This window comes from Nocardia terrae (assembly GCF_009760405.1).
GTDB lineage: Bacteria > Actinomycetota > Actinomycetes > Mycobacteriales > Mycobacteriaceae > Nocardia > Nocardia terrae.
Window position 1 is genome coordinate 744,484 of record NZ_WRPP01000002.1, and the last position, 25,631, is coordinate 770,114.

The window sequence follows — 25,631 nt, forward strand, 5'->3', positions numbered from 1 at the left end:
GCTGTCGCTGTCAGCCGTTGTGACGTGCCGCGGATCGGATTCTGGGGCCGAGTGGCTGGTGGGTTGTGGCGGTCGGCCATCGCGGCGTCGGCGGGGCTACCCGCCACGACGGGAGCGCCCGGCCAGGCCGCTGGGCGTTGTTACGCGGTGCCGTGCCCGAAACACGCGTGTCGCCCGGCCGATGACCGGGCGACACGTCGTATTTCAGTTGGTTGCCGTGCTGCCGCTTCGTCAGTTGGCGCGACGGCGGCGAGGTCCGCCGCCGGTGCGGGAGAATCCGGCCAGGCCGCCGGTGCTACCTGCGGGGGCCGCGCCGCGACCGCCTTGGCGCGCGGAGTTCAGTCCGCCGCGCTCGCTGTGGCGCGCGGCCTTGCCGGTCGAACCGCCGGTGCGTGCGCCGCGCTGCCCGCCTTCGAAATCGCGTGCGCCGCTTTCGCGCTCACCGCGGCGGCCGGGTGTACGGGTGCCGGAGGCGTTGTCGAAGCGGCTGCCGCGCTGGTCGGACTCCGCCGAGCGGTCCGCGCGACGAGGGCGACCGGCCGTGCCGCCGTCGGAGCGGGCGCCGGGCTGGTAGCTCTCGCTGCCCTGCCCCGAACGGCGTCCGGGCCGACCGGCGGTGGCCGCCTCGCTCTTTCGCGAGCCTGCCCAGTCGGTGGTCCGCGCCTCCGTCTCGCGCACCGGACCGCGCCGCCGGCCGCGCGGCGCCGTGCTGCCCTCGCTGCCACGCGGCGTGCTCGGACGCTGCGCGTGTCGCACCGACTTCGCGGCCGGTGCGGCCTTCGCGACGGCACCGGTCTTGGCCCGGTGGGGAGTCGCCGTGTCCGAGAGTGGGACCAGCGGCGCGACATCGCCGATGAGGTCGGTGACCGCGGGGGAGTTGGCCGTGACCGCTTGCGGGGTGACGGTGATCTTGGCCTTGCGCATCAGGACCGCGAGGTCGTTGCGCTGGTCGGGAAGGACCAGCGTGATGACGTCGCCGGCGTTTCCGGCGCGCGCGGTGCGGCCGGAGCGGTGCAGGTAGGCCTTGTGTTCGGCGGGCGGGTCGACGTGGACGACGAGTTCGACGCCGTCGACGTGGACGCCGCGGGCGGCGACGTCGGTGGCGACCAGGACCTTGGCGTCGCCGGAGGCGAAGGTGGCCAGGTTGCGGTCGCGGGCGGGCTGGGAGAGGTTGCCGTGCAGGTCGACGGCCGGGATGCCCGCGGTGGTGAGCTGCTTGGCCAGCTTGCGGGCCTGATGCTTGGTGCGGGTGAACAGGATTCGGCGTTCGGAGCCCGAGGCCAGCCGGTGCACGACCGCGCGCTTGGCGTCGTTGGTGGAGACCTCGAACACATGGTGGGTCATGGCCGCCACGGGCGAGTTCGCCTCGTCCACAGAGTGTTTCACCGCGTCGGGCAGGAACCGGTTGACGAGCTTGTTCACGCCGTTGTCGAGGGTGGCCGAGAACAGCAGGCGCTGACCGGATTCCGGGGTGGCGGCCAGGATGCGGGTGACGCCGGGCAGGAAGCCGAGGTCGGCCATGTGGTCGGCCTCGTCGATGATGGTGATCTCGACATCGTCGAGGCTGATCAGGCCCTGCTTCATGAGGTCTTCGAGGCGGCCCGGGCAGGCGATGACGATGTCCACGCCGCGCTTGAGAGCCTGCACCTGGCGGTGCTGGGAGACGCCGCCGAAGATGGTCGTCACCGACATCCGGAAGGCGGCCGCGAGGGGCTCGAGGGTGGCCGCGATCTGGGTCGCCAGCTCGCGGGTCGGGGCCAGTACCAGCCCGCGCGGGCGGTGGGCGGCGCTGCGCGCGGTGTGCGCGCCGAGGCGATCCACCATGGGGATGGAGAAGGCGAGGGTCTTGCCGCTGCCGGTCTTGCCGCGTCCGAGCACATTCCGCCCGGCCAGTGAATCGGGCAGGGTGTCGGCCTGGATCGGGAAGGGTTCGGTGATGCCGGCGGCATCGAGTGCGCGGACCAGCGGCTCGCGCACGCCGAGCCCGGCGAAGGAGGTCGGGGCGTTGTTCATCTGTATTGCAGTGCCTTTCAGGGCATCGGGGGTGCCCGAGCCGTGCTGCGGACCGTTGTCCGCGCCGGGGGCACAGGGGGGTGGCGAGATTGCCGTTGGGCAAAATCGATCGCCGTAAGGAAAGCTTGCCGCGCAGTGGGGGCTGCTCAGGAGTGGTAGCGATCTACGACGCTCGATGTGACCGTGTCACATCCATGATCAACTTCAGTGTTCGCTGGAAGTCTACCCGGTCGACAAATCCGCTTCGTACGCGGGGAGGGTCGGCAGCGCGGGCAGTGGCCGCGCATACAGCCAGGCGTCCCAGAGCGGCTGCAGTGGAACGGGGTTGTAGTGCCCGGCCAGATCGGTGAAGTCGCCGGTGGTGACCGAGGCGTGCCGGTAGCGGGCGGTCCAGGTGCGCAGCAGGTCGAAGAAGGCCGCTTCACCGATGGTCAGCCGCAGCGCGTGCAGGGTGAGCGCGCCGCGCTTGTAGACCCGGTCGTCGAACATGAGCTCGGGCCCCGGGTCGGCGAGCAGCAGATCCTGCGGCAGCCGCGTCAGATTCCGGTGCGCATTGCGGGCCAGCTGGTCGGCGCTCGGCCCGCCCGAGGCTTCCGACCAGATCCATTCGGCGTAACAGGCGAAGCCCTCGTGTAGCCAGATGTCGCGCCACTGCCGGATGGTGAGGCTGTTGCCGAACCACTGGTGCGCTAGCTCGTGCGCCACCAGGCGCTCCTCGCCGCGCCGCCCATCGCAATGGTTCGCGCCGAAGACCGAGATGCCTTGGGCCTCAATGGGAATCTCGAGATCGTCGTCGGTGACGACCACCGTGTACGCCTCGAACGGGTAGGGCCCGAACTTTTCGGTGAAGGCCGCCATCATCTGCGGCTGCCGCGCGAAATCGTGCTCGAACGCGGTGCGCAGCCGCGCCGGGATGACGGCCTGCATCGGCACCGAGCCGCGCGGCGCGTCCACCCGCTGCTTGCGGTACTGGCCGATCTGAATGGTGGCCAGGTAGCTGGCCATGGGTTCGGGCTGCTCGTAGACCCAGGTGGTCTGGCTGGCCTTGGTCAGCTTGCGCATCAAGGTGCCGTTGGCCAGCGCGTAGTACGGGGAGTCCGTGGTGATCGAAATGCGGTAGCTGGCCTTGGAACTGGGATGGTCGTCACACGGGAACCAGGAGGCCGCGCCATTGGGCTGGCTGGCCACCAGCGCGCCGTCGGTGAGCTCCTCCCACCCGACCTCGCCCCACGGCCCGCGCACCGGTTTGGGCGGACCCGCGTAGTTCACGGTCAGCACGAGCGCCCCGCCCGCCGGGATCTTCTGCCGCGGCGTGATCACCAGCTTGCCGCGCTGATGCAGGTACTTGGCGGGCTTGACCCCGTTGACCAACACCTTCGACACCGACAACGACTGGGACAGGTCCAACGCGAATCGATCTCGCACCCCGGTGGTCACCGCGGTGATCTCCGCGGTCCCCGACAGCCGGTTGCTCGACATCTTGTAGACCAGCTCCAGCTCGTAGCGCGAGACCCGATACCCGCGGTTTCCGTTCTGCGGCAGGTAATCATCGATGGGTTCGTCCAGGCGCAGCGGCATCAGCGCCCTCCACCCCAGGGCGCGATCGGGTTGCCCCACCAGCGGGTGGACGGCGGCACGCTGTCGCCGCGCATGACCAGTGAGGCCGGGCCGATGGTCGCGCCCGCGCCGATGGCCGAGGCGGGCAGGGCCACGCAGTGCGGTCCCAGCGTCGCGCCCGCGCCCAGGGTCACGGTGTCCATGGCCATGATCCGATCGTGGAACAGGTGCGTCTGTACGACGCAGCCGCGTTCCACTGTCGCGCCGTCACCGAGTGTCACCAGGTCAGCCTCCGGAAGCCAATAAGATTCGCACCATACCCCGCGGCCGATCTTCGCGCCGAGTCCGCGCAACCAGAGATTCAGCACGGGCGTACCCGTCGCGGCGCGTGCGAACCAGGGTGCCGCGACGTGCTCGACGAAGGTGTCGGCGACCTCGTTGCGCCACACGAACGAGCTCCACAGCGGGTGTTCCTCGTTCCGAATCCGGCCCACCAGCAGCCATTTCGCGATCACCGAGCAGGCTCCGGCGACCGCGCCCGCGGTGATCAGCACCAGCCCGCTCAACAGTGCGGCGGGCACGTGGCCGAGGGTGCGGGCCAGCCAGGCCAGCGCGAACAGCACCCCGAGGCCGATGGCGAAGGTCACGAAAACCGGGATCAATCGGCAGGTCTCGACCACCGCGCGGGCCACGCGCAGGCGCAGCGGCGGATCGAAGGTGCGTGCGGTGTCGGCGGTTTCGGCGGCCCGGCGCAACCGGATCGGCGGGCTGCCCAGCCACGAGGATCCGGCCTTGGCCTTGGACGGTGCGGCCGAGAGCACCGCGACCAGACCGTTCTTGGGCACCCGCCGCCCGGGCGCGGTCATGCCGGAGTTGCCGAGGAAGGCTCGTTTGCCGACCTTGGCCTCGCCGATGCGCAGCCAGCCGCCGCCCAATTCGTAACTGGCGACCATGGTGTCGTCGGCCAGGAACGCGCCGTCGGCGACCACGGTGAACTTCGGGAGCAGCAGGACCGTCGAAATCTCCACGCGCTTGCCGACCTTCGCGCCGAGCAGGCGCAGCCATATCGGCGTCAGCAGGCTGGCGTAGAGCGGAAACAGGAAGGTGCGCGCGGAATCCAGCAGCCGCTCGGTGGCCCAGGCCTGCCACCCCTGGCGGCTGCGCACCGGATGGTGACCCTCGGTCAGCCCGATGCTCAACAGTCGCACCGCCGCGATGGTGACCACCGCGTACACGCCGAGCACCAGCAGCATCGCTACCGGCAGGATGGCGAAGGCGCGGCCGAGACCGGCTGCCAGCGTCTGCGTGTCGCGAATCCACCAGGCGATCAGCAGGCCGCCGGTGGCCAGCGACAGGATCGGCACCGCGGCCAGCACCATGGAGGTGATGCCGAAGATCCCCACCCAGTGCGAGGCCCGCGCGGGGGTCTCCCCGGGCCAGCGGTGCTGGGCCTTACCGACTTTCACCGCGGGCGAGCCCGCCCATTCCTGTTCGGCCTTCACCTTGCCCGCGACCGCGGAGCCGGGTGCGATCTCGGCGTTGCGGCCGATCCTGGTGCCGGGCAGCAGCATCGAGCGCGCGCCCACCACCGCACCGGGACCGATCTGGATGGGGCCGATGTGCACGACGTCGCCGTCGATCCAGAAGCCGGACAGGTCCACCTCGGGCTCGACGCTGCAGCCGTCGCCGAGTTCGAGCATGCCGGTGACCGGCGGCAGCGTGTGCAGGTCCACGCCGCGCCCGACCCGCGCGCCCAGGGCCCGCGCGAAGGGCACCATCCACGGTGCGCCGGAGAGGTTCTCGGCCCCGCTGGCCTCGGACAGGCGCATGGCCGTCCACAGTCGCAGGTGCACCTGCCCGCCGCGCGGATAGGTGCCCGGTTTCACCGTGCGCAACAGCAACCGGGAACCGATCACGCACAGCGCCATTCGGCCCGGCGGGGAGATGAACAGCAGGAACGCCACCAGCATCCACCACCACGACAGGTGCGGCAGCCACGGCAGCGATCCCGACCAGGCCGCGATATTGCCGACGATGGCCAGCCAGGTCAGCCACTGCAGGCCGGTGAGGGTGGTCAGCGGGATGGTGGCGAGCACCTGGAACAGCTGCGCGGCCAACGGAACCGGGCGCACGTGCCGCTGCTCGACCTCGGCGACCGGCGCGGAACTGTCGAGGAAGGCCGCGAGCGCACCCAGGCGCGGATGGTCGTAGAGGTCGGCGACGGCGACGCGCGGATGCCGCTCCCGCAGCGCCGCGACCAGCTGGGCCGCCGCCAGCGAGCCGCCGCCCACATCGAAGAAGTCGGCGTTCGGGTCCGAGACCTCCGCGCCCAGAATCGAATCCCACAGTCCCGCGACCCACTGCTCGGTCTCGGTGAGCCCGCTCTCGGTGGTGGCGGGCGCGGCCTTGGGCAGCGGCCACGGCAGCGCGTTGCGGTCCACCTTGCCCGAGGTGCGGGTGGGCAGTTCGGCGACCACGGCCAGGCGCGGCACCAGCGGGGCCGGAAGCTGTTCGGCGAGAATGGTTCTCGCCGCGCTCAGATCGTAGCCGGCGTCGGGGCCGGTGAGGTAGCCGACCAGGATCTTGTTGCCCGCCTTGGTGCTGCGGATCGCGGCCGCCGCGCCCGTGACGCCCGGTAGATGCTGGAGCGCGTTGTCGATCTCGCCGAGTTCGATGCGGCGGCCGCCCAGCTTGATCTGGTCGTCGGCGCGGCCCAGGAAGACCAGGCCCTCGCGGTCGTTGCGGACCAGATCGCCACTGCGGTAGGCACGTTCCCAGCCGACCGATTCCAGCGGCGCGTACTTCTCGGCGTCCTTGGCCGGATCCAGATAGCGGGCCAGGCCGACGCCGCCGATCACGAGTTCACCGGATTCACCCTCGCCCACCGGGTTTCCGGCGGCGTCGATCACGGTGAGGTCCCAGCCGTCCAGCGGCAGGCCGATGCGGATGGGGAAGCCGCCGTCGAGCAGGGCGGCGCACGCCACCACCGTGGCCTCGGTGGGCCCGTAGGTGTTCCACACCTCGCGGTCGGAATCCTGGTTGCCCGCGAGCTTCTCGGCCAGCTCGGGTGGCACGGCCTCGCCGCCGAAGATGAGCAGCCGCACCGGTTCCAGCGCCTCCGCGGGCCAGGTGGCGGCCAGCGTCGGCACCGTCGACACGATACTGATCTCGCGGCGCACCAGCCACGGGCCCAGATCCGCGCCGGTGCGCACCAGCGCGCGTGGGGCGGGCACCAGGCAGGCGCCGTGCCGCCAGGCCAGCCACATCTCCTCGCAGGAGGCGTCGAAGGCGACCGAAAGCCCGGCCAGCACGCGGTCGCCGGGAGCGATCGGAGCGTCCTGGAGGAACAGGCGCGCCTCGGCGTCGACGAAGGCGGCGGCGTTGCGGTGGGTCACCGCAACGCCTTTCGGGGTTCCGGTGGAACCGGAGGTGAAGATGATCCAGGCATCGTCGGCGGGGGTGGGCTCGGCGGTGCCGGGGGAAGCGCCGGATTCCCTTGTCACGTCCGTCGATTCGATGCCCACCCCGGTGACGATGGCCGAGACCGCCGCCTCCCCGAACACCAGCCGCGCGCGCTCGTCGGGATCGTCGGCATCCACCGGGACGTAGGCCGCCCCGGCGTGCAGCACCGCGAGAATCGTGACGTAGAGCCCCCGCGTGCCCGAGGGCATGCGCACCCCGACCCGATCGCCCGCCCGCACCCCGGCCGCGGCCAGGCGCTCGACCCCGCGCGCGATCTCCTCGCGCAGTTCGGCGTAGGTGAGGACCACGTCACCGTCGTCCAGGGCGGGTGCGTCGGGGTGGGCCGCGGCGGTGGCGGCGAGAACATCCACCAGCGTGCGGGCCGGGGGAGCCAGCGCGGCCCGCAGCATGGGGTTGGCGTCGACCTCGGTGGCGGTATCGGCCTGCGATTGCGGCATCAGTTCGTGCACACCTCTCGTGGAACCATCCTTCAACGTTGGTTGTTTCACACGAGAGTTACCGGCAGGCAAACTCCGTGGCGGACATCAGTCCACGGTACCGGTACGTCCTGGTTGTCTGATGTTCACCTGGGGCTATTTGCGGAACTGGGACATGAACTGCCAGATCACCTCGGCCGCGTCGAACTGATGGGAGACCTTGCCGACCACCAGTTGCGGCAGGTACTGGGACCCGCCGGGCCAGGTGTGGCCGCCCTCGGCAATCGAATAGAGCTGTACCTTCGAGCCGTTCGCGCAGTCGGAGGACTGGATCGTGACCGTGGTGCCGTCGTCGGTGCGCTGGGGGAGTTGGGTGCTGGTCGCGGCGTCGCAGCCGTCCTTCTCGCGCCACAGCTGCTGGGTGGCGTCGACCGAGAGGACGGGGCTCGAGCCCGCGCCGTGGTGACCGGAGGTGACGCGCACGACGCCGCCGTCATAGGGGACGATCGGGTCGGCGGTGCCGTGGATCTCCAGGACCGGCAGGGGATGGGTTGGGGTGCAGGCGGATACGTCGGCCTGCGGCAGCGGGCCCGAGACCGGGGCGATGGCGGCGAGCTTGTCCGACAGCTTGCAGCCGAGGTCCTCGGTGAACATGCCGCCGTTGGACATTCCGGTCGCGTAGACCCGCGACGGGTCGACGGAGTCGTTGGCGATCAGACGGTCGATCACGGCCGCAACGAATCCCACGTCGTCGATGTTCGCGGCACTGGCGTTGGTGTCGTCGCCACGGCCGTCGTTCCAGGACTTCTCGTAGCCATTGGGGTAGACGGCGATGAAACCGTCGGCGTCGGAGAGCTTGTCGAAGCCGAAGAAGGAGGCCGAGTTCTGGGCGGTGCCCCCGCCGCCGTGGAAGGCGAGCACGGCGGGCAGCAGGCCCTGGGGGTGGTTGGCGGGATAGTGGACGATGTATTGCCGTTGCAGCCCACCGTATTCGAGGGTGACGGTGGTGTCGTCGGCGGCGCGGGCCAGCGGGTGCCCACACCCGGCGGCCATGAACACGGTGGACAGTGCGATCGCGGCGGCGATTCTCGGTGCGTACACGCGAGTGATCGTAGAGAGCTCAGCTGAAGCTGGGCTGAAGCTTCGAATCAGCTGTGAGCCCGGATCGCGGCCAGCGCCGCGGCCGCGACTTCGTTTGGGGGAGGACCGATTTCGATGCTGACGATATGCTCGTCGGGGCCGGGGGATTCGAGGGTCTCCAACTGGGAGTCCAGCAGGCCCGGCGGCATGAAGTGGTCCATGCGCGCGGTGAGACGGCGCTGCAGATCCTCGCGCGAACCGGTCAGGTGCAGGAACGTCAGCACCGCCTCGGGGTGCCCGATCATGCTGCGGCGCAGGATGTCCCGATAGGAGCGTTTGAGGGCCGAGCAGGTGACCAGCGCCGAACGGCCCGCCGCCACCTCCTCGGACATCCACTCCGCGATCGCCTCCAGCCACGGCTCGCGGTCGGCGTCGGTGAGGGCGTGCCCCGCGTGCATCTTCGCGATATTGGCGGGCGGGTGCAGGTCGTCGCCCTCGAGCAGATCCCAGCCCAGGGTGCTCACCAGCATGCCCGCCACCGTGGATTTGCCGGAACCGGAGACGCCCATCAGGACGACGATGTGCGGTCGCGGAGTGGATTCCATCAGTCCTCCTAGATGACCGCGCTCAGGGCGAGCACGCCCGCCAGACCGGCCAGGGAGATCACGCATTCCATGACGCTCCACGACTTCAGGGTCTGCACGACATCGAGGCCGAGGTACTCCTTGACCATCCAGAATCCGGCGTCGTTGACGTGCGAGAGGAACAGCGAACCCGAGCCGATGGCAAGAACCATGAGCGAGACGTGCGAATTGCTCAGTCCGGCGGCCACGGGAGCCAGAATGCCCGAGGCGGTCACCGTGGCGACCGTCGCCGAACCGGTCGCGACCCGGATGAGCGCGGCCACGAACCAGGCCAGCAACAGCACCGGCAGGCTGGAGTCGCGGATCGCGTCGGCGATCGTGTTGGCGATGCCGGTATCGACCAGCACCTGCTTGAAGCCGCCGCCCGCGCCGACGATCAGCAGAATGCCCGCGATCGGCGGCAGGGCGCTGTTCATGGTGGCGGACAGCGCATCCCGGGTCATGCGGCCGCCGCGGCCGAGCACCAGCATGCCGACGATCAGGGCGATGCCCAGCGCGACGACCGGGGTGCCCAGCACATCGAGGAACTTCTTGACCATGGATCCCGACTTGGGGGACACCACGTCGAAGACGGCGCTGCCGAGCATGAGCGCCACCGGTAGCAGGATGGTGGCCAGGGTGGCGGTGAAGCTCGGGCGCGGGCCCCGCTGCTTGTCTTCGTCCTCGTCGGTCGAGAACAGCTCCGGCACCGGCACATTCACCCAGCGGGCGGCCAGCTTGCCGAACAGCGGTCCGGCCAGGATCACCGTCGGCACCGCGACCAGCACGCCCAGGCCCAGCGTGAGACCCAGATCGGCCTTGAGCGCCGCCACCGCCACCAGCGGGCCCGGATGCGGCGGCACCAGGCCGTGCATGGCCGACAGGCCGGCCAGCGCGGGAATCGCCACCGCCAGCAAGGGCAGTCGCGAGCGGTGCGCGACCAGCAGGATGACCGGGATCAGCAGCACCACGCCGATCTCGAAGAACATGGGCAGGCCGATGATCGCGCCGACCAGGCCCATCACCCACGGCAGGGCCCGCGCTCCGGCCCGGCGGACCAGCGTGTCGACCACCTGATCCGCGCCGCCGGAATCGGCGAGCAGCTTGCCGAACATGGCGCCGAAACCGATGAGGATGCCGACGCTGCCCATGGTCGAGCCGAAGCCCTTGACGAAGGAGGCCACGGTGTCGGCCGCGCCCAGCTTCGCGATCAGGCCGACGGTCACCGCACCGATGGCCAGGGCCAGGAACGGATGCAGCTTCAACCAGGTGATCAGGCCGACGATGAGGGCGATCCCGATGAGGGCCGCGGTGATGAGTTGCGCGCTACCGGCGTGATGGGTGGCCGCGTCGGCCAGGTTCGCGGCCGCGAGAGGTTCGAGATTGTGCATGACGCTTCTTCGAGTCGAGGTGGAGTGATCCAGAACACAGAGACCTAATATGGAGGACTATATCAAGACTTGGAGCGAATATGTATGACGTATTCGAGTTCGGATGCCGATAGGTATGCCTGGGATGTGTGAAACTGAAGCCATGGTCGACAGCGCCGAATCACTGCCCCTGCACGAGTCGGTGCTGGAACGACTCGGGGCCGACATCACCTCCGGTGTCATCGCACCCGGCGCGCGCATCTCCTCCGACGAGATCGCCACCCGCTTCGAGGTCTCCCGCACGGTGGCCCGCGAAGTCGTGCGGGTGCTGGAATCGCTCGGCATGGTCAGCACGCGCCGCCGCGCCGGGATCACCGTGCTCGATCCCGGGCAGTGGCATGCGCTGGACCCCAAGCTGATCCGCTGGCAGCTCGCCGGCCCGAACCGCTTCGCCCAGCTGGCCTGGCTGGCCGAATTGCGTTCCGGCACCGAACCGCTCGCCGCCGGGCTGGCCGCGACCCACGCCACTCCCGAGCAATGCGCCTCGTTGACCGCCGCCGTCATGGGCATGTCGGCCACGTCCCGCGCCGCGAACACCGCCGCCTACCTCGACCACGACGTCACCTTCCACGCGACCCTGCTGGCCGCCTCGGGCAACCCGCTGCTCGCGGTGTTCGCGCCGATCGTGCGCGAAGTGCTGACGGGCAGAACCGAACACGAACTGATGCCCGCCCAGGCCAACCCGCAGGCCCTTCAACTGCACGCCGCGGTGGCCGCCGCCGTCCAGGCCGGTGACTCCGCGGCGGCCGAGGCCGCCATGCGCGAGATCGTCACCGAATCGGCGTCCGCTATCGCGTGCTTGCAGCCGCCCGCCGCGAAATCGCCTGCCGTGCCGGGCTGATCAGGGCACGACCAGATACCACTCGGCCCATGGGCCTTGCAGCGGCCAGCTGTTGGCGAACAGTTTGGCCAAGCCCATCCCGACCCACAGGTCCACGGTCTGGGTCTGACCCACCGTCGAGGTGTGCACGTAGACGTCGCGTGACCCGCCGCCCGCGGATCCGAGCCACCCCAGCACGATGTGATTGCCGCACGGCCCACCGAGATACCCCAGCGGCGTCACATACGCGGTCACATGCCCGGGCATTCCGTGCGCGGCCTCGAGTCCGACCGCGATCTGTCCCGCACAGAAATTCGCGTCCCCGAACGTGAAAACCGTTGTCCCGAACGGCGCCCACTGCGGCAGCCAATCCGCGCGCGCGGGTTGCGCGCTCACCCCACAAATCCCCGCGGTGATCCCCAGCACCGCCACCAGCCCCGTAAGAATCCGTCGCACCGTCCCCATCGGATGTCCTTCCGCTGCCGCTATCCGGCCGAAAGCAACTCCCGACGTCCTCGCCCCATCGCGTGCTGGGAGCCGTCCCAATTTCAAGCCTATCGAATTGTCAAGGGGCCCACCGCCGGTACGAGGCGATGTGCGGCCATCTGACCAGCGCGGGGAGTGCTGCGGGGACGGTGGCGGATTAGGTCGCGAGGTGGTCGGCGGAGCCCGGTATTGTCTGCGGGGGCAGGTGGATCGGGAGGATTTGGTTGGTTGAGCAGCTCCGGCCGGGAGTGATCTTCGCCGGGTATCAGATCGAGCGGTTGCTCGGTACCGGTGGGACAGGTGAGGTGTACCTGGCCCACGATCGGGACCTACCCAGATTCGTCGCATTGAAGCTGCTCAACAGTGTGGCGGGCGACGACGGGGAGAGCCGACAGCGGTTTCTGCGCGAGGCCAATATCATTGCCCGCCTCTCGCATCCCAATATCGTCACCATCTATGCCCGGGGCGAGGAACAGGGGCGGCAGTGGCTGGCCATGGCCTATGTCGACGGCTCCGATCTCGCCGCCGAACTGCTCACCGGACCGCTCGAGCCGCAACGCGCCGCTGCCATCACCGCCGACGTGGCCCGCGCGCTCGACTACGCCCATGACGCGGGCGTGCTGCACCGCGACGTCAAGCCCGCCAATATCCTGCTCACCGCGCAGCCGCGAGAATGGGCGCTGCTCAGCGACTTCGGCATCGCGCAGTCGAGCAACGAGGTCCGCGGCATCACCGAGAACGGTGAGGTGATGGCGAGCTTCCAGTACACCGCGCCCGAACGCTTCCACGGCGAGGCCCGCGTCGACCGCCGCGCCGACGTGTATTCGCTGGGCTGCACCCTGTTCGCCATGCTCACCGGCGCACCGCCCTACGCCGACGCGGATCTGCCGCGCCTGATCTACGGCCACGTGAGCGCACCGGTCCCGTCGGTGCGCGCGCTCAACCCGGCCCTGCCCGCCACGCTGGACTCGATCCTGGCGCGCGCCATGGCCAAGAACCCGCGCCATCGTTTCGCCACCTGTACCGAGCTGGCGACTTCGGTGACAGCGGCCCTCAACGCCTCCCGCCCACGCCCGGCCGCCCTGCCGCCGCGAGAAACGGGCAGGCACAGCGCGACTCCGGTCGCGGCATCCTGGAACCAGTCCCGCATCATCCTGATCTCCCTGGCCGTCGTGGTCTCGGTCGGCGCGGTAGCCGCCGCCATCGGCCTGCTCTCCTCCTTGATGGGCCCCAGCTCCCACTCGAGCGCCCTGCTCACCACCACCGCCCCTCGAGCCGTCCCGACCACCACCCCCACCTCGATCAGCACCTCCGCCGGCGTGGCCGCCGACGGCTGCCCGGTCCGCCGCACCCCGGACATGGTCTCCGGCACCGATTCCGGCAGCACCGCCACCGGCCCCGACGCCATCCTCGGCTTCCAATACGCCTACTACGTGCTCCGCTCCGGCACCGCCGCCCGCCAATTCGTCGCCGACGACTCCGGCAACGTAGCCGACGCCCCCAAAATCCAATCCGGCATCGACTCCGTCCCCCCGGGCACTCGGTATTGCGTCCAGGTCACCCGCCTCACCCCCACCGACAACGACCACTGGTCCGTGAAAATCACCCAACAACCCCCCGGCCAGCTCCCCGACGTCTTCACCCAAACCGTCACCACCCGCACCGCCGCCGACCACACCCTCATCACCTCCATCGACGACTAGAGATCAATCGCTGCGGACGTAGCGGCCACCGGACCAGCGCCATCGGTAGACCACGCGCTGGTCGTCCGTGCGGTGATCGGCCCGCTCGTTCGTGAAGCGCTCGGGCGCCGCATACGCGAGCGTCGCCGCCAACCCTGATTGGGTCACCGTGTCGTCGAGCGTGCGAGCGATCCCGAAGTCGGTGAGCACCGCCCGTTCCCCGGCCCGTGGATCGTGATCGATCAGCAGATTGGCGGGCTTCACATCACGATGCAGCACCCCGACCCCGTGCGCGTAATCCAGCGCGTGCGCGGCATCGGTGATCAAACGAACCGCCCGCTCGGCCGGCAACCCGTCCGGTTCATCCAGCAGCAGTCCGACCGCATCCCTGCCGTCGATGTGCCGCATCGACAACCACAAGGTCGAATCATCGGAACCGCTGCGGTCGTAGACGGCAAAGATATTCGGATGATCCAGTCTCGCGGCGAACGTGGCCTCCCGCTCGAACGCCCTGCGCGCCTTCGGATCCGCGGTGAATTTCTCATGGAGCACCTTCAACGCCACAACGCGCTCCAGACGCAGATGCTCGGCGAGATACACCGACCCCATCCCGCCCGACCCGATCGCCCGAACGATCCGATATCCCGCGAACTCCACCCCCGGCCGCAAGACCACGCCCGCTCCTTACCGGTCACACCATGGCTGCCCGACTCCCGGAAACGCCCGCCCTACCAGGACTGTAACCCCCGCCCCGCCCCTTGGCCCGCGAAATGATCCACGCGATCACCGGCTGGCGGCGGGCGGAATCGAGAGTCGATGGATCTGATTCGCGAGCCGGATGACATCGACGGGGAGGGTGGTGTCGACTCGGATAGTGGGGGTGAGACCAAGCGGTTCGCCCCGGGCCGCCCAGTCGTCCCAGTGGTCGGCGAGGCGTTGGCGATCATGGTAGAACGCGGGGCGGTGGCGGGAGGTGTAGCGGGAGCGGGCGGTTTCGGTGGGGACGTCACACCAGATTTCGACGGCGAGAGGGGCTTTGGTGGTCGTGAGGCCGGTGCGGGCGAAGGTGAGGTCACGGGGCTTGAACCACCAGGAGTCGATGATGACGTTGGCGGGGGAGGCTGCCGCGAGCTCCCAGACGACGTTCATGGCGATGGAGCCGAGGGCGGGGATCGAGGCGGCGTCGGTGACACAGGTGGCCAGGGCTTCCTTCACCGTGTCCTTCGAGAGGAACTCGGCGGGCAGCGCTTCGGCGAGCGCGCGGGCGAGGGTGGATTTGCCCGCGCCGGGAAGTCCGTTGACCAGCACCAGGATTCCGTCCATTGGATGATCATGGCCGAGGGGGATCGGTGGGGCGTGGGAGAGAGGGCGTTTCACAAAGGGGGTGGGTGGGTAAGGGGGCTGCTAGGGTGCCAAGCGGTGGCTCGATCGGGATGATTCGGTCGGGACGGTGAAAAGTGTTCGTCGATACGGAGTTTCGGGCTTGGATACTGCAAGGTCTTGGGGCGGGGTCTCGGGGGCGGCGGACGGGTGTCCGGTGCGCGGGGGAGCGCATTCGCGGGGGGAGCAGGATCGGATTCTGTTGGGGACCGAGGAATTCGCGGCGGATCCGCACCGGGCGTATCGGGAGATGCGCAGGGTGCACGGGTCGATGGTGCCGATCGAGTTGTCGCCGGGGGTGCCCGCGACGCTGGTGGTGAACTATCGGACCGCCCTGCGGATTCTCAATGATCCCGAGCACTTTCCGGCCGACCCGCGGGTGTGGCAGGAAGGGATTCCGGAGGATTCGCCGGTCAAGCCGATGATGCAGTGGTATCCGAACGCGCTGCGCAATGCGGGGGCGGAGCACACCCGGTATCGGCAGGCTTACACCGCCGCTATCGACGGGATCGATTTGCACGCCGTGCATTCCACCGTCGAACGGATCTCGGGACCGCTCATCGCGACGCTCGAGGCCGAGGGCGCCGCGGATCTGGTGTCGCAGTACGCGCTGCCGCTGGTGTTCGAGGTGCTCAACCAATTGGTGGGCTGCTCAGCCGATATCGGCCAGCGGGTCGCCACCGGCATGGCGGCATTGTTCGACACCGTGAACGCGGCGTGGGGCATGCAGACCCTCGGCGAGGCGCTGCTCGAACTCATCGCGCTGCGGCGCACCGAGCCGGGCGACGACGTGACCTCCCGCATGGCCCACCACGAGGCCGAGCTCAACGACGAGGAGATGCTGTACCAGCTGGTCAGCTTCTACGGCGCGGGCATCGAACCCATGCAGAACCTGATCTCCAACACCCTGCTGCTGATGCTCACCGACGACCGTTTCGGCGGAGACATGCTGGGCGGCAGCCTCTCCACCCGCGACGCCCTCGACGAGGTCCTCTTCAACGACCCGCCGATGGCCAACTTCGCCATCAGCTACCCGCGTCAGCCCATCCTCATCGACACCACCTGGCTGCCGGCCCACCAGCCGGTCATGATCAGCCTGGCCGCCTGCAACAACGATCCCGAGATCGCGGGCGGTGACCGCACCGGCAATCGCTCGCACCTGGCCTGGAGCGCGGGCCCGCACGCCTGCCCCGCCCGCTCGGTCGCGTACCTGGTCGCGCAGACCGCCATCGACCAGCTGCTCGACGCGGTGCCGGACCTGAAGCTGGCTGTCGAGAAGTCCGAAATCTCCTGGCGTCCAGGCCCGTTCCACCGCGCCATGGTGGCACTGCCGGTCGAATTCCCGTTGAGTCCCGCGCTGCGCGCGGTATAAGGAGCGCTACATGTCCCACAGCCCGATCGTGCTGGATGTCACCGGCACCGACATCCAGGGCGAATCCGAACGGATTCGCGCACAGGGCTCCGTCACGCTGGTCGAACTGCCCGGCGGTGTGCAGGCGTGGTCGGTCACCGACCAGGCCGTGCTCAAGAGTCTGCTGGCCGACGTCCGCGTATCCAAGGACCCGCGCCAGCACTGGGCGGCATTCATGAACGGCGAGATCACCGAGGCGTGGCCGCTGCTGCCGTGGGTCATCGCCGAGAACATGTTCACCGCTTACGGTTCCGACCACCGCCGCCTGCGCAAGCTGGTGTCCCCGGCGTTCACCAACCGCCGCACCACCGCCATGCGCGAGCGCATCGAGGCCATTGTCGCCGAACTGCTCGACGAGCTGGCCGCGCTCCCGGCCGGTTCGCAGGTGGACCTGCGCTCGCTGTTCGCCTACCCGGTGCCGATCAATGTGATCTCCAGCCTGATGGGTGTGCCCGAGCATCTCGACGCCGCCATCCACAAGTGCGTGGACGGCTTCTTCGACGGTTCGCTGACCGCCGAGGAGTCGATGGCCAACTACCTCGAAATGGCCGAGCGCATCGGCGAACTCGTCGCCTACCGCCGCGACAATCCGGGCGATGACATCACCTCCGCCATGATCGCGGCCCGCGACGACGAGGACGGCTCGCGGCTGAGCGAGGCCGAGCTGGTCGCGACCCTCATGCTCGTCATCAACGCCGGGCACGAGACCACCGTCAACCTGCTCGGCCAGGCCGTGGTCGCGCTGCTTACCCACCCGGAGCAACTGGCCGACGTGATCGCCGAGCGGGCGTCGTGGAGCGATGTCATCGAGGAGACCCTGCGCTACCAGGCCCCGGTCGCTCACCTGCCGCTGCGATATGCGGTGGAGGACATCGAAATCGACGGTCACACCATCCCCAAGGGCGAGGCGATCCTGGCCTCCTACGCGGGCGCGAGCCGCGACCCGAAGATCCACGGGGAGACCACCGACGCGTTCGACATCCACCGCGACACCAAGGACCAGCACGTGGCCTTCGGGCACGGCGCACACCACTGCCTGGGTGCGCCGCTGGCCCGGATGGAGGCGGCGATCGCGCTGCCCGCGCTGTTCGAACGGTTCCCGAACATCCGGTTGGCCATGGACGCAAGCGAATTGACGCCGCTGGGCAGCTTCATCTCCAACGGGCACACCGCGCTGCCGGTGTTCCTGGCGGCCGAGTAGTGGCCGGGGCGCGGGCCGATACCGGCCCGCGCCATTTGTTCAGCTCGTGACGAGTGGCGGGCGCACGGTGCCGAATCCGGTTGCCTGCTCGAAGGTATGACCCACTTCCAGCACCATCCGGTCGGCTCGATGCGGTCCGACGATCTGCAACCCCACCGGCATCCACGCGGTGGTGAACCCGCCGGGCACCGACAGCGCCGGACAGCCGGTGGCGCTGACGAAATACGCCGACCGCATCCAATCCAGATAGCTGTGCATCGGCTCGCCCGCCACCTCGCGCGGAAACTCCAGCTCCACATCGAACGGCGGCACCTGGCTCACCGGCAGCAGCAGAATGTCGTAGCGCTCGAAGAACTCCCGCACTCGGTGGAACAGATTCGTGTGCAGCACTTCGGCTTCGGCGATATCGCTGCCCGTGAGCTTCAACCCCTCCTCGATGTTCCAGACCAGCGAGGGCTTCAGCTGATCCCGGTGCGCCAGTAGGGGACCGAACGTGCTCGCGAACTGCCAGGCCCGCAGGGTGCGGAAGACCTCCTCGGCCCCCGACAGGTCCGGGCAGTCCACGCTCACCACCGCTCCGAGGTCGGAGAACACCCGCACCGACGGTTCGAGCACCTCCCGTACCCCGCGATCGACCGGCACCGTCCCGCCCAGATCCGGCGACCATGCCACCCGCAATCCGCGCAGATCCCGATCCAGCGCTCCCGTGAACACCGACCCGGGTTCCGCAATCGCGATGGGGCTGCGTGGATCCGGTCCCGCCAGCACCGACAACAGCAGCGCCGCATCCGCCACCGTCCGCGCCATCGGGCCCTGCACCGCCAGCGTCGACCAGGCCAGCGGCCGCGGCCACGTCGGCACCCGCCCCGGTGACGGCCGGAACCCGACCACATTGCAGAACGAGGCCGGATTGCGCAGCGACCCACCCATATCGCTGCCCTCGGCCAGCGGCACCATGCCGCACGCCAGGGCCGCCGCCGCGCCGCCGCTGCTGCCGCCCGCGGACTTGCCCGGGTCGTAGGGATTGCGGGTGGCCCCGAACACCGGATTCACCGTGTGCGATCCGGCCGCGAACTCCGGCACATTGGTCTTCCCTAGCGTGATCACCCCCGCCGCCTTCAGCCGCTCGATCACCAGCTCGTCCCGCTCCGGCACATTCTCGGCCAGCAGCGGACTGCCGTAGGTGGTGCGGATACCGGCGGTGTCGTGGGTGTCCTTGTGCGCCATCGGAATCCCGTGCAACGGCCCGGGCTCCGCCCCGCTCGCGAACCGCTTGTCCGCGGCCGCCGCCGCATCGAGCGCTTGCTCGGCGACCAGGGTGGCGATCGCGTTGACCTTGGGATCGAGCCGCTGGATCCGGTCGAGATGGGCTCGCACCACCTCGACCGCCGAGAGCTGTCCCGCGCGCAGCCATCCGGCCAGTTCCCGCGCCGACGCATAACACAGATCGGAATCCACAGGCGCTCCTCATCATTCGGACGCCCATCCATAGTCCTCCGACTCGGGTCCGCCCGCGACCTCGGACGCGGCCGGTCGCGTGACTCGCCGGGAGACGCGGTTCTCCCACGTGATCGGCCCCGGTGGCAGGACCATGGAGGTCTGCGGCGCGATCGCGGCCGCATGGCTTTTCGGTGTTTCAGATTTCCCGGTGTGTTCACGAAACGAACCCAGGAGGAGCGAAACCCATGGTCACCAGTCGACTATCGCGGCGTACGGCGGGCGCCGCCGCGGCGTTCACGGCATTGATCGCGACCGGGCTGCTCGCCGCGGCACCCGCGCTCGCGGAGAACACGATCACCGTCGACTCGGCCGGGCCGTCGGTCGTCGGGATCACCTACACATGTGAATCGGGGGCGGGCGTCGCGAGCATCGACGCGATGGTCGGCGACCCGAACGCGGAGGGCCCGGCCGCCACCGGCAGTCAGAAATCGGTCACCTGCGACGGCTCCCAGCACACCGCGACCATCGCGCTGACCCCGGTCTCCGGGCAGACGCCGCTGGCTTCCGGTGCGCCCGTACAGGTTCGGGTCGCCCTGGTCGACGCGAGCGAGACCGTCGTCTCCGGTACCGCGAAGCTGCTCACCCTGAGCTGAATCGCCGGTGCGCAATCTGTCCTCTGGGCGACAGCCCGCCGAAACCTGCCGTTAGAGGGCAGCTGTCAGACTCGCCGCCGCGCGCTCGACATCCAAGAGGTCGGGCGGCGGACGGCGCGAGCCGTCGCAAGCCCCGGCCGCTCGATCCCCGGATCGGCGGTCTTGCAGAACCAGGACCCCGGACGTGCGAATCCGCTCGATCATGAGCAGCGTGGCAGTGCTGGCAGCGGTGGCACTGGTCGCGCTGTCCTCTTCCCCCTTCGACCTGCCCGCCACCGCCGAACCGGATGTGCCGGCCCCGGCCGACGAGCCGACTTCGCCTGTCGCACCAGATGGTTCGACCATCGTGGACGGGCATGCGATCGATGCCCGGCATCTGGAACTCACCGTGCACTCCGCCGCCATGAACGCCGACTTCCCCGTCGACGTGCAGCGGCCCGCCGACACCTCCGCACCGCGCCCGGTGCTCTACCTGCTCAGCGGCGGCAGCGGCGGCAAGGGCGCGGCCTCCTGGGACCACCGCACCGACGCCTTCGGCTTCCTGGCCGACAAGCAGGTCAACGTGGTGCAGCCGATCGGCGGCGCGGCCTCCTACTATGCCGACTGGCGGGATCCGGACCCGCGGCTGGGCGTGATGAAATGGACCACCTACCTCACCGAGGAGCTGCCCCCGCTCCTCGACGCCGCCCTCGACGCCAATGGCGTGAACGGCCTTGTGGGCGTGTCGATGTCGGGCACTTCGGTGCTGCAGCTGCCCATCGCGAAACCGGGGCTGTATCGCTCGGTGGCGGCCTACAGCGGTTGCGCCCGCATCGCCGATCCGATCGGCCAGGCCTTCGTCCACCTCACGGTCGCCTTCGGCGGCGGCAATGCCGACAATATGTACGGCCCGCCCGGCGACCCGATGTGGGCGGCCAACGATCCCTACCTGCATGCCGACGCGTTGCGCGGGCTGGATCTGTATCTGTCCAGCGGCAACGGCCTGCCCGGCCCCCACGACAAGGTGAGCGACCGCCATTTCGCCGGTGCCACCGACAATCTCGCGAACCAGATCCTGGTGGGCGGCATCCTCGAGGCGGCCACGGATCAGTGCACCCGCGAGATGGGGGAGCGGCTCAGCGTTCTGGGCATTCCGGCCACGATCGAATTGCACCCCTACGGAACGCATTCCTGGGGTTACTGGGATGACGAACTGCCCGCGTCGTGGCCGGTGCTGGCCCACGGGCTCGGCCTCTAGGGCGCTTCGGGCGGCAACTGTTCGATGGCCCAGCGTGCCCACTCGCGGTTCATGGCGGTGATGCGCTCGCCGTATTCCAGTGCGATACGGCCGTACACCGACAGGTTGCTGTCGTCCCAGTCGATCGCCTTCTCGAGCTCGGTCAGCTCCTCGTGTGCTCGATTCGCTCCCTCCTCCATCTCGGCGAGATAGCCGAGGGCGGTCGCGCGGGGCACCACGCCCAGGAAGAAGATCCGCAGCAGCGCCTCGTTGCGTACCGCGGGCTTGGGCTTCGTGGTGGTCAGCCAGGTGCGCAGATCCTCGAGACCGGCGGCGGTGAGGGTGTATTCCTTGCGTCCGCGCGGGCCCTGGTCGCTGACCTCGAGCAGCCCGGCTTCCGCGAGTTTGGTGAGCTCGGTATAGATCTGGCTCTGCGTCGCGGGCCAGACATTGGCCAGCGAATCCTTGAACGTCCGCAGCAGGTCGTAACCGCTGGCGGGTCCGTCGGACAGCAGTCCGAGCAAGGCGTACCGGAGACTCATGCCGATCACCTTACATTCCAGTCTTGACATGTCGTAACTGGAGGCTCAGGCTTGGACGTGTCAAAACTGGAATGTCGTGCCGCCGAGGAGTTCTCGCCGTGTCCTACCTGCGCACCTTCGCCCCCTGGATCGTCTACGCCGTGATTCCGTCGCAGTACTGGCAGTGGTCGGCGCTGATTTCGGTCGCCGTGGCCGCCGGGCTGATCTGGCAGCAGCGCCGGGCCGGGCGCGGTCTCGACTCGCTGATCCTCGATCTCGGGTCGGCGGTGTTCTTCGCGGCCGTCGCGGTGGTGGCCTTCGCCGATCCGAATAGCGCGGTGCACGCCTACATGCCCGCCATCTCCTCGGGGGTGCTGGCGGTCATCGCGGGCGTCTCGCTGCTGATCCGGGTGCCGTTCACGCTGCCGATCGCCAAAGAAACCACGCCGCAGGAGTTCTGGGATCAGCCGCTGTTCATCCGGACGGCATACGTGCTCACCTCGGTGTGGACGGCGAGCTTCGTGATCGGCTGTCTCGCGCTGACGGTGCTCGCGCACGGGGCGACCGGGGCGCGGGTGGGCGTGCAGGTGCTGGCGTTCGTCGTTCCCGCCGTCTTCACCCTCCGCTATGTCGCCTACATCCAGGGCAAGGCGCGGGCCGCCCTCGGCGAGCTCGCGGAGTGAATCTCCTTCGCAATATCTCTCGAAGTCAGGAATCGATCATGGCCATTCCGTACCTCACCGGCAACTACGCGCCCGTCCTCGAGGAGGTCACCGAATTCGAACTGTCCACTACCGGAACGATTCCCGGGGAATTGAGCGGCTGGTACCTGCGCAACGGCCCCAACCCGCACGCCGCGAATTCCCGGCACTGGTTCGCCGGTGACGGCATGGTGCACGGGGTGCGCATCGAGGGCGGACGCGCGGTGTCGTATCGCAACCGGTGGGTGCGCACCACCACCTTCACCGACGGGGCGGGTGGCATCGACGCGCAGGGCAATCGGGACTACACCGCGGGCGTGGCGAATACGCACGTCATCCGGCACGCCGGGCGCACCCTCGCACTCGTCGAATCCTCGTTCCCGTACGAGATCACCTGCGAGCTGGACACTCTCGGCCCGCACGACTTCGACGGCAAGCTCACCACCGCCATGACCGCGCACCCGAAGACCTGCCCGACCACCGGCGAGCTGCACTTCTTCGGCTACGACTTCCGCGAGCCCTACCTGACCTATCACCGCGCCGACGCGGCGGGCAATCTCGAGATCAGCCGCCCCATCGACGTTCCGGCCGCGACCATGCACCACGATTTCGTCCTCAGCGCCGAACACGTCGTCTTCATGGACCTGCCGGTGCTTTTCGATCTGCCGAGCGCGATGGCGGGCGGCGGCCTGCCCTTCCGATGGAACGACGACTACCAGGCTCGGCTGGGCGTGCTGCGCCGCGACGACCCGCACGGCGCGGTGCGCTGGTTCGATATCGACCCCTGCTACGTCTTCCACACCTTCAACGCCTACGACGAGCCGGGCCGCCTCATCGTGCACGTCATGCGGCATCCGAGCATGTGGCGCAAGGACTCCCAGGACTTCGACGAGACCGCCACCCTGTGGCGCTGGACCATCGACCTGAACGCCGGCACCGTCCGCGAAGAACAACTCGACGACCGCGCCGCCGAGTTCCCCCGCATCGACGACCGTCTGGCCGGTCTCGACGCCCGCTTCGGCCACGCCACCGCCGCCCACGACGACACCGGCGCACTCCTGCGCTACGACCTGCACACCGGCGTAGGCGTCGCCCACGATTTCGGCCCCGGCCGCAGACCCGACGAAGCCTGCTTCGCCCCCGCCGACGAAACCCCCGGCGGCGAAGGCTATCTCATGACCTACGTCTACGACGCCGCCGAAAACCGCAGCGACCTGGTCATCCTCTCCACCGAAGACCTGACCGCCGCCCCCATGGCCACCATCCACCTACCACGCCGAGTCCCCTTCGGCTTCCACGGCAACTGGCTACCCGACCACTGATCGGTGCGCTCGAGCGGGCTACCGGTCCGCGGTCAGGTATGCCGGCAGGTGCGCGTGACTGTTGGAGATGAGGCTGGGCAGGACCGGTAGCTGCTCGGGCGCGACAGCCAGACGCGGCGCTCAGGCTCCATCGGCGCCGGTGGATGGCAGGTCGCGGAGCGGTGGCGCATACCAACGCGCGTATGTCTCCTCGGGATGCACGGTGATCACATCAATTTGCTGTATCAGTGCCTCAGGTACCTTCCCACCCTCGAAGTGCTCGGGGCTGGGAACAATGACGGCTTCGGCATCGAGTCGGGTAGTTTGCGCCCGCAGTCGGGCCAGCGGCGGCCGTCTCGATACAGGGTCGTAGACGACCATGTCCGCGAAGTCGTAGCCGAGTCGAGCAGCCAGCCTCCGGATTTGCGACTCGTCCCAGAGCTGGCCAATGCCAGACACATCGGTTCGCAGATATCCGAGAGCCGTTGGTTTGTATCGCATACCTGACGTTAAGAGGCAGGTGAGCCCGGCACAAAGCTTGTTGCGAAATGTTGCGGATACCTCTCGAAGAGGCGAAAGGCTCGGCTCAACACCGATAAACTCGCAACACAGAGCAACTCGAACGCAGGGGGAATCATGCGTATCAGCTTCGTCGCCAAAGATCCGGGCTCGAACCCCACCGGTTCGCCGACGCTCTACCGCACCGACCGCGACTCGTGGGTGGTACAAGGCTGGACGGTCACCGATCCCGAAGTGCTTGCGGAGATGGACATTCCAGCGGGAGAGTCCTGCGTCGAGATTCCCGACAGACTGGTGCCGTTCTTCAGGGGAAACAGTGGCTTCGATCACCGATGACGAGTTCGAGCGGCTACTGCTCGCCTTCGAACGCGAGGCGGTTCACTTGGAGACTCGCGACGCGTACGGGACGGCGGTCGAACTCCCTCACATGGCGCAATGGGCCGCAGGGGAATTCGACGATCTCGAGTGGTTGCAGGACTGGTGCTCGGTAGTGCGCGATCACCGCGAGGCGGGCCGCTCGGTGCGACGCGCCCGAATCGTATCCGAGCCGTTGAGCGACTATCAGCGGTGGTCCTACAGCATCGCCTCGCCGATGGTCGAGGCCGGCGAGGATATTCGATGGGTACCGCGCCGCTCGGTGTCGTCACTCTGCCTGCCGGGCAATGATTTCTACCTGTTCGACGATCAACTCGTGGTCTTCCTGCACTATGCGGGTAACGGCACGGGAACAGAGAAAGTCACATCGACCGACCCACACGACATCCGTTTGTGCCGTCGAGCATTCGATTCAGTGTGGCCATTGGCGATACCGCACAGTGGCTACGAACCCTTCTAGTGCGGCACAAGCCGCCCGCCGAGCGCTCGGCGGGCGGCTCCGCGACCTTCGCAAATCCGCCGATCTGACGATCCGACAACTCGGCCAGGCGACCGGGCAGCACTACACCCGTGTGTCGAAGATAGAGAATGGTATTCAGTCGCCGACCGAGCGCGACATCCGGATATGGTGCCGGGCGTGCGCCGCCGACGCCGAGGTTCCGGACCTGATCGCAAGTCTTCGGGTCGTCGATTCGGCTTACGTCGAGTTTCGACGCGACAGTCGTGCCGGGATGAAGCGCGTTCTCGGTCCTCACACGTTGCAGCGCTATCAGCAGACGAGTGTGTTTCGCATATACGAGCACAACGTGATTCCCGGACTATTCCAGACTGCCGAGTACGCGGCAGCGATGTTGGGATTCTGGATTCGCTTCCTCGGTACATCGAACGACATCGAGGATGCCGTGGCGGTCCGTATGGAACGGCAGCGGATCGTCCAACGAGGTGGCAAGCGCTTCGTCGTCGTCCTCGAAGAGCAAGCCTTGCGTACCTGGTTCGGCACCGCGGAGGTCCAGGCGGGACAGTTGGGCCGACTCCTCGAAATCATGTCCCTGCCCAATGTTTCGCTGGGCATCATTCCTCTGATGATCGAGCGTCCGGGCGTGCCGTCGGCAGGTTTCTGGATCTTCGATGACGACCTGGTCGCCCTGGAAACGCCGACGGCGAGTATCCAAGTCACCCAACCATCCGAACGTCACCTCTATGCGCGGATGTTCGAAACGCTGAAAGGCTCTGCCGTGTACGGCAAACAGGCGCGTGCTCTCATCATTCAGGTGCTGGCCGAGTTGGATCCCTGAGTTTCCGTTCTCCCGACTTCGCGCCAAC

23 protein-coding genes are annotated in these 25,631 nt (G+C 68.5%); 11 read left to right on the plus strand and 12 right to left on the minus strand.

Annotated elements, in window-relative coordinates; genetic code table 11:
• Positions 1-231 precede the first annotated feature (231 nt).
• From GPX89_RS13370 to GPX89_RS13395, 6 genes are all read right to left on the minus strand, one after another.
• Entirely contained in the window at positions 232-2,013 is a 1,782-nt protein-coding gene (locus GPX89_RS13370; protein WP_157387763.1) for a DEAD/DEAH box helicase, read from the minus strand.
• A 222-nt stretch (positions 2,014-2,235) separates the two neighbouring features.
• Positions 2,236-3,591, minus strand: a complete 1,356-nt coding sequence (locus GPX89_RS13375; RefSeq protein ID WP_157387764.1) for a M1 family metallopeptidase — start codon at positions 3,589-3,591, stop codon at positions 2,236-2,238.
• Positions 3,591-7,490 carry a Pls/PosA family non-ribosomal peptide synthetase gene (locus tag GPX89_RS13380; RefSeq protein ID WP_157387765.1) on the minus strand — a complete coding sequence of 1,300 codons (3,900 nt, stop codon included), beginning with the start codon at positions 7,488-7,490 and terminating at the stop codon, positions 3,591-3,593. The genes GPX89_RS13375 and GPX89_RS13380 overlap by 1 nt, the downstream gene beginning before the upstream one ends.
• Positions 7,491-7,625: 135 nt before the next feature.
• Positions 7,626-8,570, minus strand: coding sequence for an extracellular catalytic domain type 1 short-chain-length polyhydroxyalkanoate depolymerase (locus GPX89_RS13385; RefSeq protein ID WP_328601791.1), 945 nt, complete (start codon positions 8,568-8,570; stop codon positions 7,626-7,628).
• A 47-nt stretch (positions 8,571-8,617) separates the two neighbouring features.
• Positions 8,618-9,154 carry a gluconokinase gene (locus GPX89_RS13390; protein ID WP_157387766.1) on the minus strand — a complete coding sequence of 179 codons (537 nt, stop codon included), beginning with the start codon at positions 9,152-9,154 and terminating at the stop codon, positions 8,618-8,620.
• Positions 9,155-9,162: 8 nt separating this feature from the next.
• Positions 9,163-10,563, minus strand: coding sequence for a GntP family permease (locus tag GPX89_RS13395; protein ID WP_157387767.1), 1,401 nt, complete (start codon positions 10,561-10,563; stop codon positions 9,163-9,165).
• 124 nt (positions 10,564-10,687) lie between these two features.
• Here GPX89_RS13395 and GPX89_RS13400 point away from each other — a divergent pair, with 124 nt between their 5' ends.
• Positions 10,688-11,443: a FadR/GntR family transcriptional regulator gene (locus tag GPX89_RS13400; RefSeq protein WP_235947113.1), complete on the plus strand. Its 756-nt coding sequence runs from the start codon at positions 10,688-10,690 to the stop codon at positions 11,441-11,443.
• Here the strand turns inward: GPX89_RS13400 and GPX89_RS13405 are convergent, their stop codons facing one another.
• Complete coding sequence (locus GPX89_RS13405; protein WP_157387768.1) at positions 11,444-11,887, minus strand: hypothetical protein; 444 nt, start codon at positions 11,885-11,887, stop codon at positions 11,444-11,446.
• A 245-nt stretch (positions 11,888-12,132) separates the two neighbouring features.
• Here GPX89_RS13405 and GPX89_RS13410 point away from each other — a divergent pair, with 245 nt between their 5' ends.
• On the plus strand, positions 12,133-13,611 hold the full coding sequence (locus GPX89_RS13410) for a serine/threonine-protein kinase (protein WP_157387769.1): 1,479 nt from the start codon (positions 12,133-12,135) through the stop codon (positions 13,609-13,611).
• Between the two features lie 3 nt (positions 13,612-13,614).
• On the opposite strand, the gene GPX89_RS13415 is transcribed toward GPX89_RS13410, so the two are convergent.
• Both GPX89_RS13415 and GPX89_RS13420 read right to left on the minus strand, forming a co-directional pair.
• Positions 13,615-14,265, minus strand: coding sequence for a serine/threonine-protein kinase (locus tag GPX89_RS13415; RefSeq protein ID WP_157387770.1), 651 nt, complete (start codon positions 14,263-14,265; stop codon positions 13,615-13,617).
• Positions 14,266-14,373: 108 nt separating this feature from the next.
• Complete coding sequence (locus GPX89_RS13420; protein ID WP_157387771.1) at positions 14,374-14,913, minus strand: AAA family ATPase; 540 nt, start codon at positions 14,911-14,913, stop codon at positions 14,374-14,376.
• Positions 14,914-15,172: 259 nt separating this feature from the next.
• Between GPX89_RS13420 and GPX89_RS13425 the strand changes: the two genes are divergently transcribed.
• Both GPX89_RS13425 and GPX89_RS13430 read left to right on the plus strand, forming a co-directional pair.
• Positions 15,173-16,342, plus strand: a complete 1,170-nt coding sequence (locus tag GPX89_RS13425) for a cytochrome P450 family protein (RefSeq protein WP_407939386.1) — start codon at positions 15,173-15,175, stop codon at positions 16,340-16,342.
• A gap of 10 nt (positions 16,343-16,352) precedes the next feature.
• Positions 16,353-17,582 (plus strand): cytochrome P450 family protein, encoded by a 1,230-nt coding sequence (locus GPX89_RS13430; protein WP_157387773.1) that lies wholly within the window; start codon positions 16,353-16,355, stop codon positions 17,580-17,582.
• Between the two features lie 39 nt (positions 17,583-17,621).
• On the opposite strand, the gene GPX89_RS13435 is transcribed toward GPX89_RS13430, so the two are convergent.
• Positions 17,622-19,040 carry an amidase gene (locus tag GPX89_RS13435; protein WP_328601792.1) on the minus strand — a complete coding sequence of 473 codons (1,419 nt, stop codon included), beginning with the start codon at positions 19,038-19,040 and terminating at the stop codon, positions 17,622-17,624.
• Positions 19,041-19,267: 227 nt separating this feature from the next.
• On the opposite strand from GPX89_RS13435, the gene GPX89_RS13440 reads away from it, so the two are divergent.
• Entirely contained in the window at positions 19,268-19,675 is a 408-nt protein-coding gene (locus GPX89_RS13440) for a hypothetical protein (protein WP_157387774.1), read from the plus strand.
• A 202-nt stretch (positions 19,676-19,877) separates the two neighbouring features.
• On the plus strand, positions 19,878-20,912 hold the full coding sequence (locus tag GPX89_RS13445; protein WP_157387775.1) for an alpha/beta hydrolase: 1,035 nt from the start codon (positions 19,878-19,880) through the stop codon (positions 20,910-20,912).
• Here the strand turns inward: GPX89_RS13445 and GPX89_RS13450 are convergent.
• Positions 20,909-21,433, minus strand: a complete 525-nt coding sequence (locus tag GPX89_RS13450) for a PadR family transcriptional regulator (protein WP_157387776.1) — start codon at positions 21,431-21,433, stop codon at positions 20,909-20,911. The genes GPX89_RS13445 and GPX89_RS13450 overlap by 4 nt on opposite strands.
• Positions 21,434-21,531: 98 nt before the next feature.
• Between GPX89_RS13450 and GPX89_RS13455 the strand changes: the two genes are divergently transcribed.
• Both GPX89_RS13455 and GPX89_RS13460 read left to right on the plus strand, forming a co-directional pair.
• Positions 21,532-22,095, plus strand: a complete 564-nt coding sequence (locus GPX89_RS13455) for a hypothetical protein (protein WP_198347402.1) — start codon at positions 21,532-21,534, stop codon at positions 22,093-22,095.
• Between the two features lie 38 nt (positions 22,096-22,133).
• A complete protein-coding gene (locus tag GPX89_RS13460) occupies positions 22,134-23,435 on the plus strand; it encodes a carotenoid oxygenase family protein (RefSeq protein WP_157387778.1) in 1,302 nt (433 codons plus the stop codon).
• A 120-nt stretch (positions 23,436-23,555) separates the two neighbouring features.
• Here GPX89_RS13460 and GPX89_RS13465 read toward each other — a convergent pair whose 3' ends face one another.
• A complete protein-coding gene (locus tag GPX89_RS13465) occupies positions 23,556-23,915 on the minus strand; it encodes a hypothetical protein (RefSeq protein WP_157387779.1) in 360 nt (119 codons plus the stop codon).
• Positions 23,916-24,050: 135 nt separating this feature from the next.
• Here GPX89_RS13465 and GPX89_RS13470 point away from each other — a divergent pair, with 135 nt between their 5' ends.
• Genes GPX89_RS13470 through GPX89_RS13480 form a run of 3 tightly spaced genes read left to right on the plus strand, consistent with a single transcriptional unit; the run spans position 24,051 to position 25,603 of the window.
• Entirely contained in the window at positions 24,051-24,269 is a 219-nt protein-coding gene (locus GPX89_RS13470; protein WP_157387780.1) for a hypothetical protein, read from the plus strand.
• A complete protein-coding gene (locus tag GPX89_RS45875) occupies positions 24,250-24,768 on the plus strand; it encodes a DUF6879 family protein (RefSeq protein ID WP_198347404.1) in 519 nt (172 codons plus the stop codon). The genes GPX89_RS13470 and GPX89_RS45875 overlap by 20 nt, the downstream gene beginning before the upstream one ends.
• Positions 24,749-25,603 (plus strand): helix-turn-helix domain-containing protein, encoded by an 855-nt coding sequence (locus GPX89_RS13480; RefSeq protein ID WP_198347405.1) that lies wholly within the window; start codon positions 24,749-24,751, stop codon positions 25,601-25,603. The genes GPX89_RS45875 and GPX89_RS13480 overlap by 20 nt, the downstream gene beginning before the upstream one ends.
• The last annotated feature ends 28 nt before the right edge of the window (positions 25,604-25,631 follow it).

What these genes read in the sequence shown, in the direction of transcription:
- GPX89_RS13390 (WP_157387766.1), bottom strand. Translation starts at nt 9,154, where the DNA reads ATGGAATCCACTCCGCGACCGCACATCGTCGTCCTGATGGGCGTCTCC.
- GPX89_RS13445 (WP_157387775.1), top strand. Translation starts at nt 19,878, where the DNA reads ATGAGCAGCGTGGCAGTGCTGGCAGCGGTGGCACTGGTCGCGCTGTCC.
- GPX89_RS13405 (WP_157387768.1), bottom strand. Translation starts at nt 11,887, where the DNA reads ATGGGGACGGTGCGACGGATTCTTACGGGGCTGGTGGCGGTGCTGGGG.
- GPX89_RS13460 (WP_157387778.1), top strand. Translation starts at nt 22,134, where the DNA reads ATGGCCATTCCGTACCTCACCGGCAACTACGCGCCCGTCCTCGAGGAG.
- GPX89_RS13450 (WP_157387776.1), bottom strand. Translation starts at nt 21,433, where the DNA reads ATGAGTCTCCGGTACGCCTTGCTCGGACTGCTGTCCGACGGACCCGCC.
- GPX89_RS13430 (WP_157387773.1), top strand. Translation starts at nt 16,353, where the DNA reads ATGTCCCACAGCCCGATCGTGCTGGATGTCACCGGCACCGACATCCAG.
- GPX89_RS13370 (WP_157387763.1), bottom strand. Translation starts at nt 2,013, where the DNA reads ATGAACAACGCCCCGACCTCCTTCGCCGGGCTCGGCGTGCGCGAGCCG.
- GPX89_RS13440 (WP_157387774.1), top strand. Translation starts at nt 19,268, where the DNA reads ATGGTCACCAGTCGACTATCGCGGCGTACGGCGGGCGCCGCCGCGGCG.
- GPX89_RS13375 (WP_157387764.1), bottom strand. Translation starts at nt 3,591, where the DNA reads ATGCCGCTGCGCCTGGACGAACCCATCGATGATTACCTGCCGCAGAAC.
- GPX89_RS13465 (WP_157387779.1), bottom strand. Translation starts at nt 23,915, where the DNA reads ATGCGATACAAACCAACGGCTCTCGGATATCTGCGAACCGATGTGTCT.
- GPX89_RS13400 (WP_235947113.1), top strand. Translation starts at nt 10,688, where the DNA reads ATGTGTGAAACTGAAGCCATGGTCGACAGCGCCGAATCACTGCCCCTG.
- GPX89_RS13395 (WP_157387767.1), bottom strand. Translation starts at nt 10,563, where the DNA reads ATGCACAATCTCGAACCTCTCGCGGCCGCGAACCTGGCCGACGCGGCC.
- GPX89_RS13420 (WP_157387771.1), bottom strand. Translation starts at nt 14,913, where the DNA reads ATGGACGGAATCCTGGTGCTGGTCAACGGACTTCCCGGCGCGGGCAAA.
- GPX89_RS13470 (WP_157387780.1), top strand. Translation starts at nt 24,051, where the DNA reads ATGCGTATCAGCTTCGTCGCCAAAGATCCGGGCTCGAACCCCACCGGT.
- GPX89_RS13380 (WP_157387765.1), bottom strand. Translation starts at nt 7,490, where the DNA reads ATGCCGCAATCGCAGGCCGATACCGCCACCGAGGTCGACGCCAACCCC.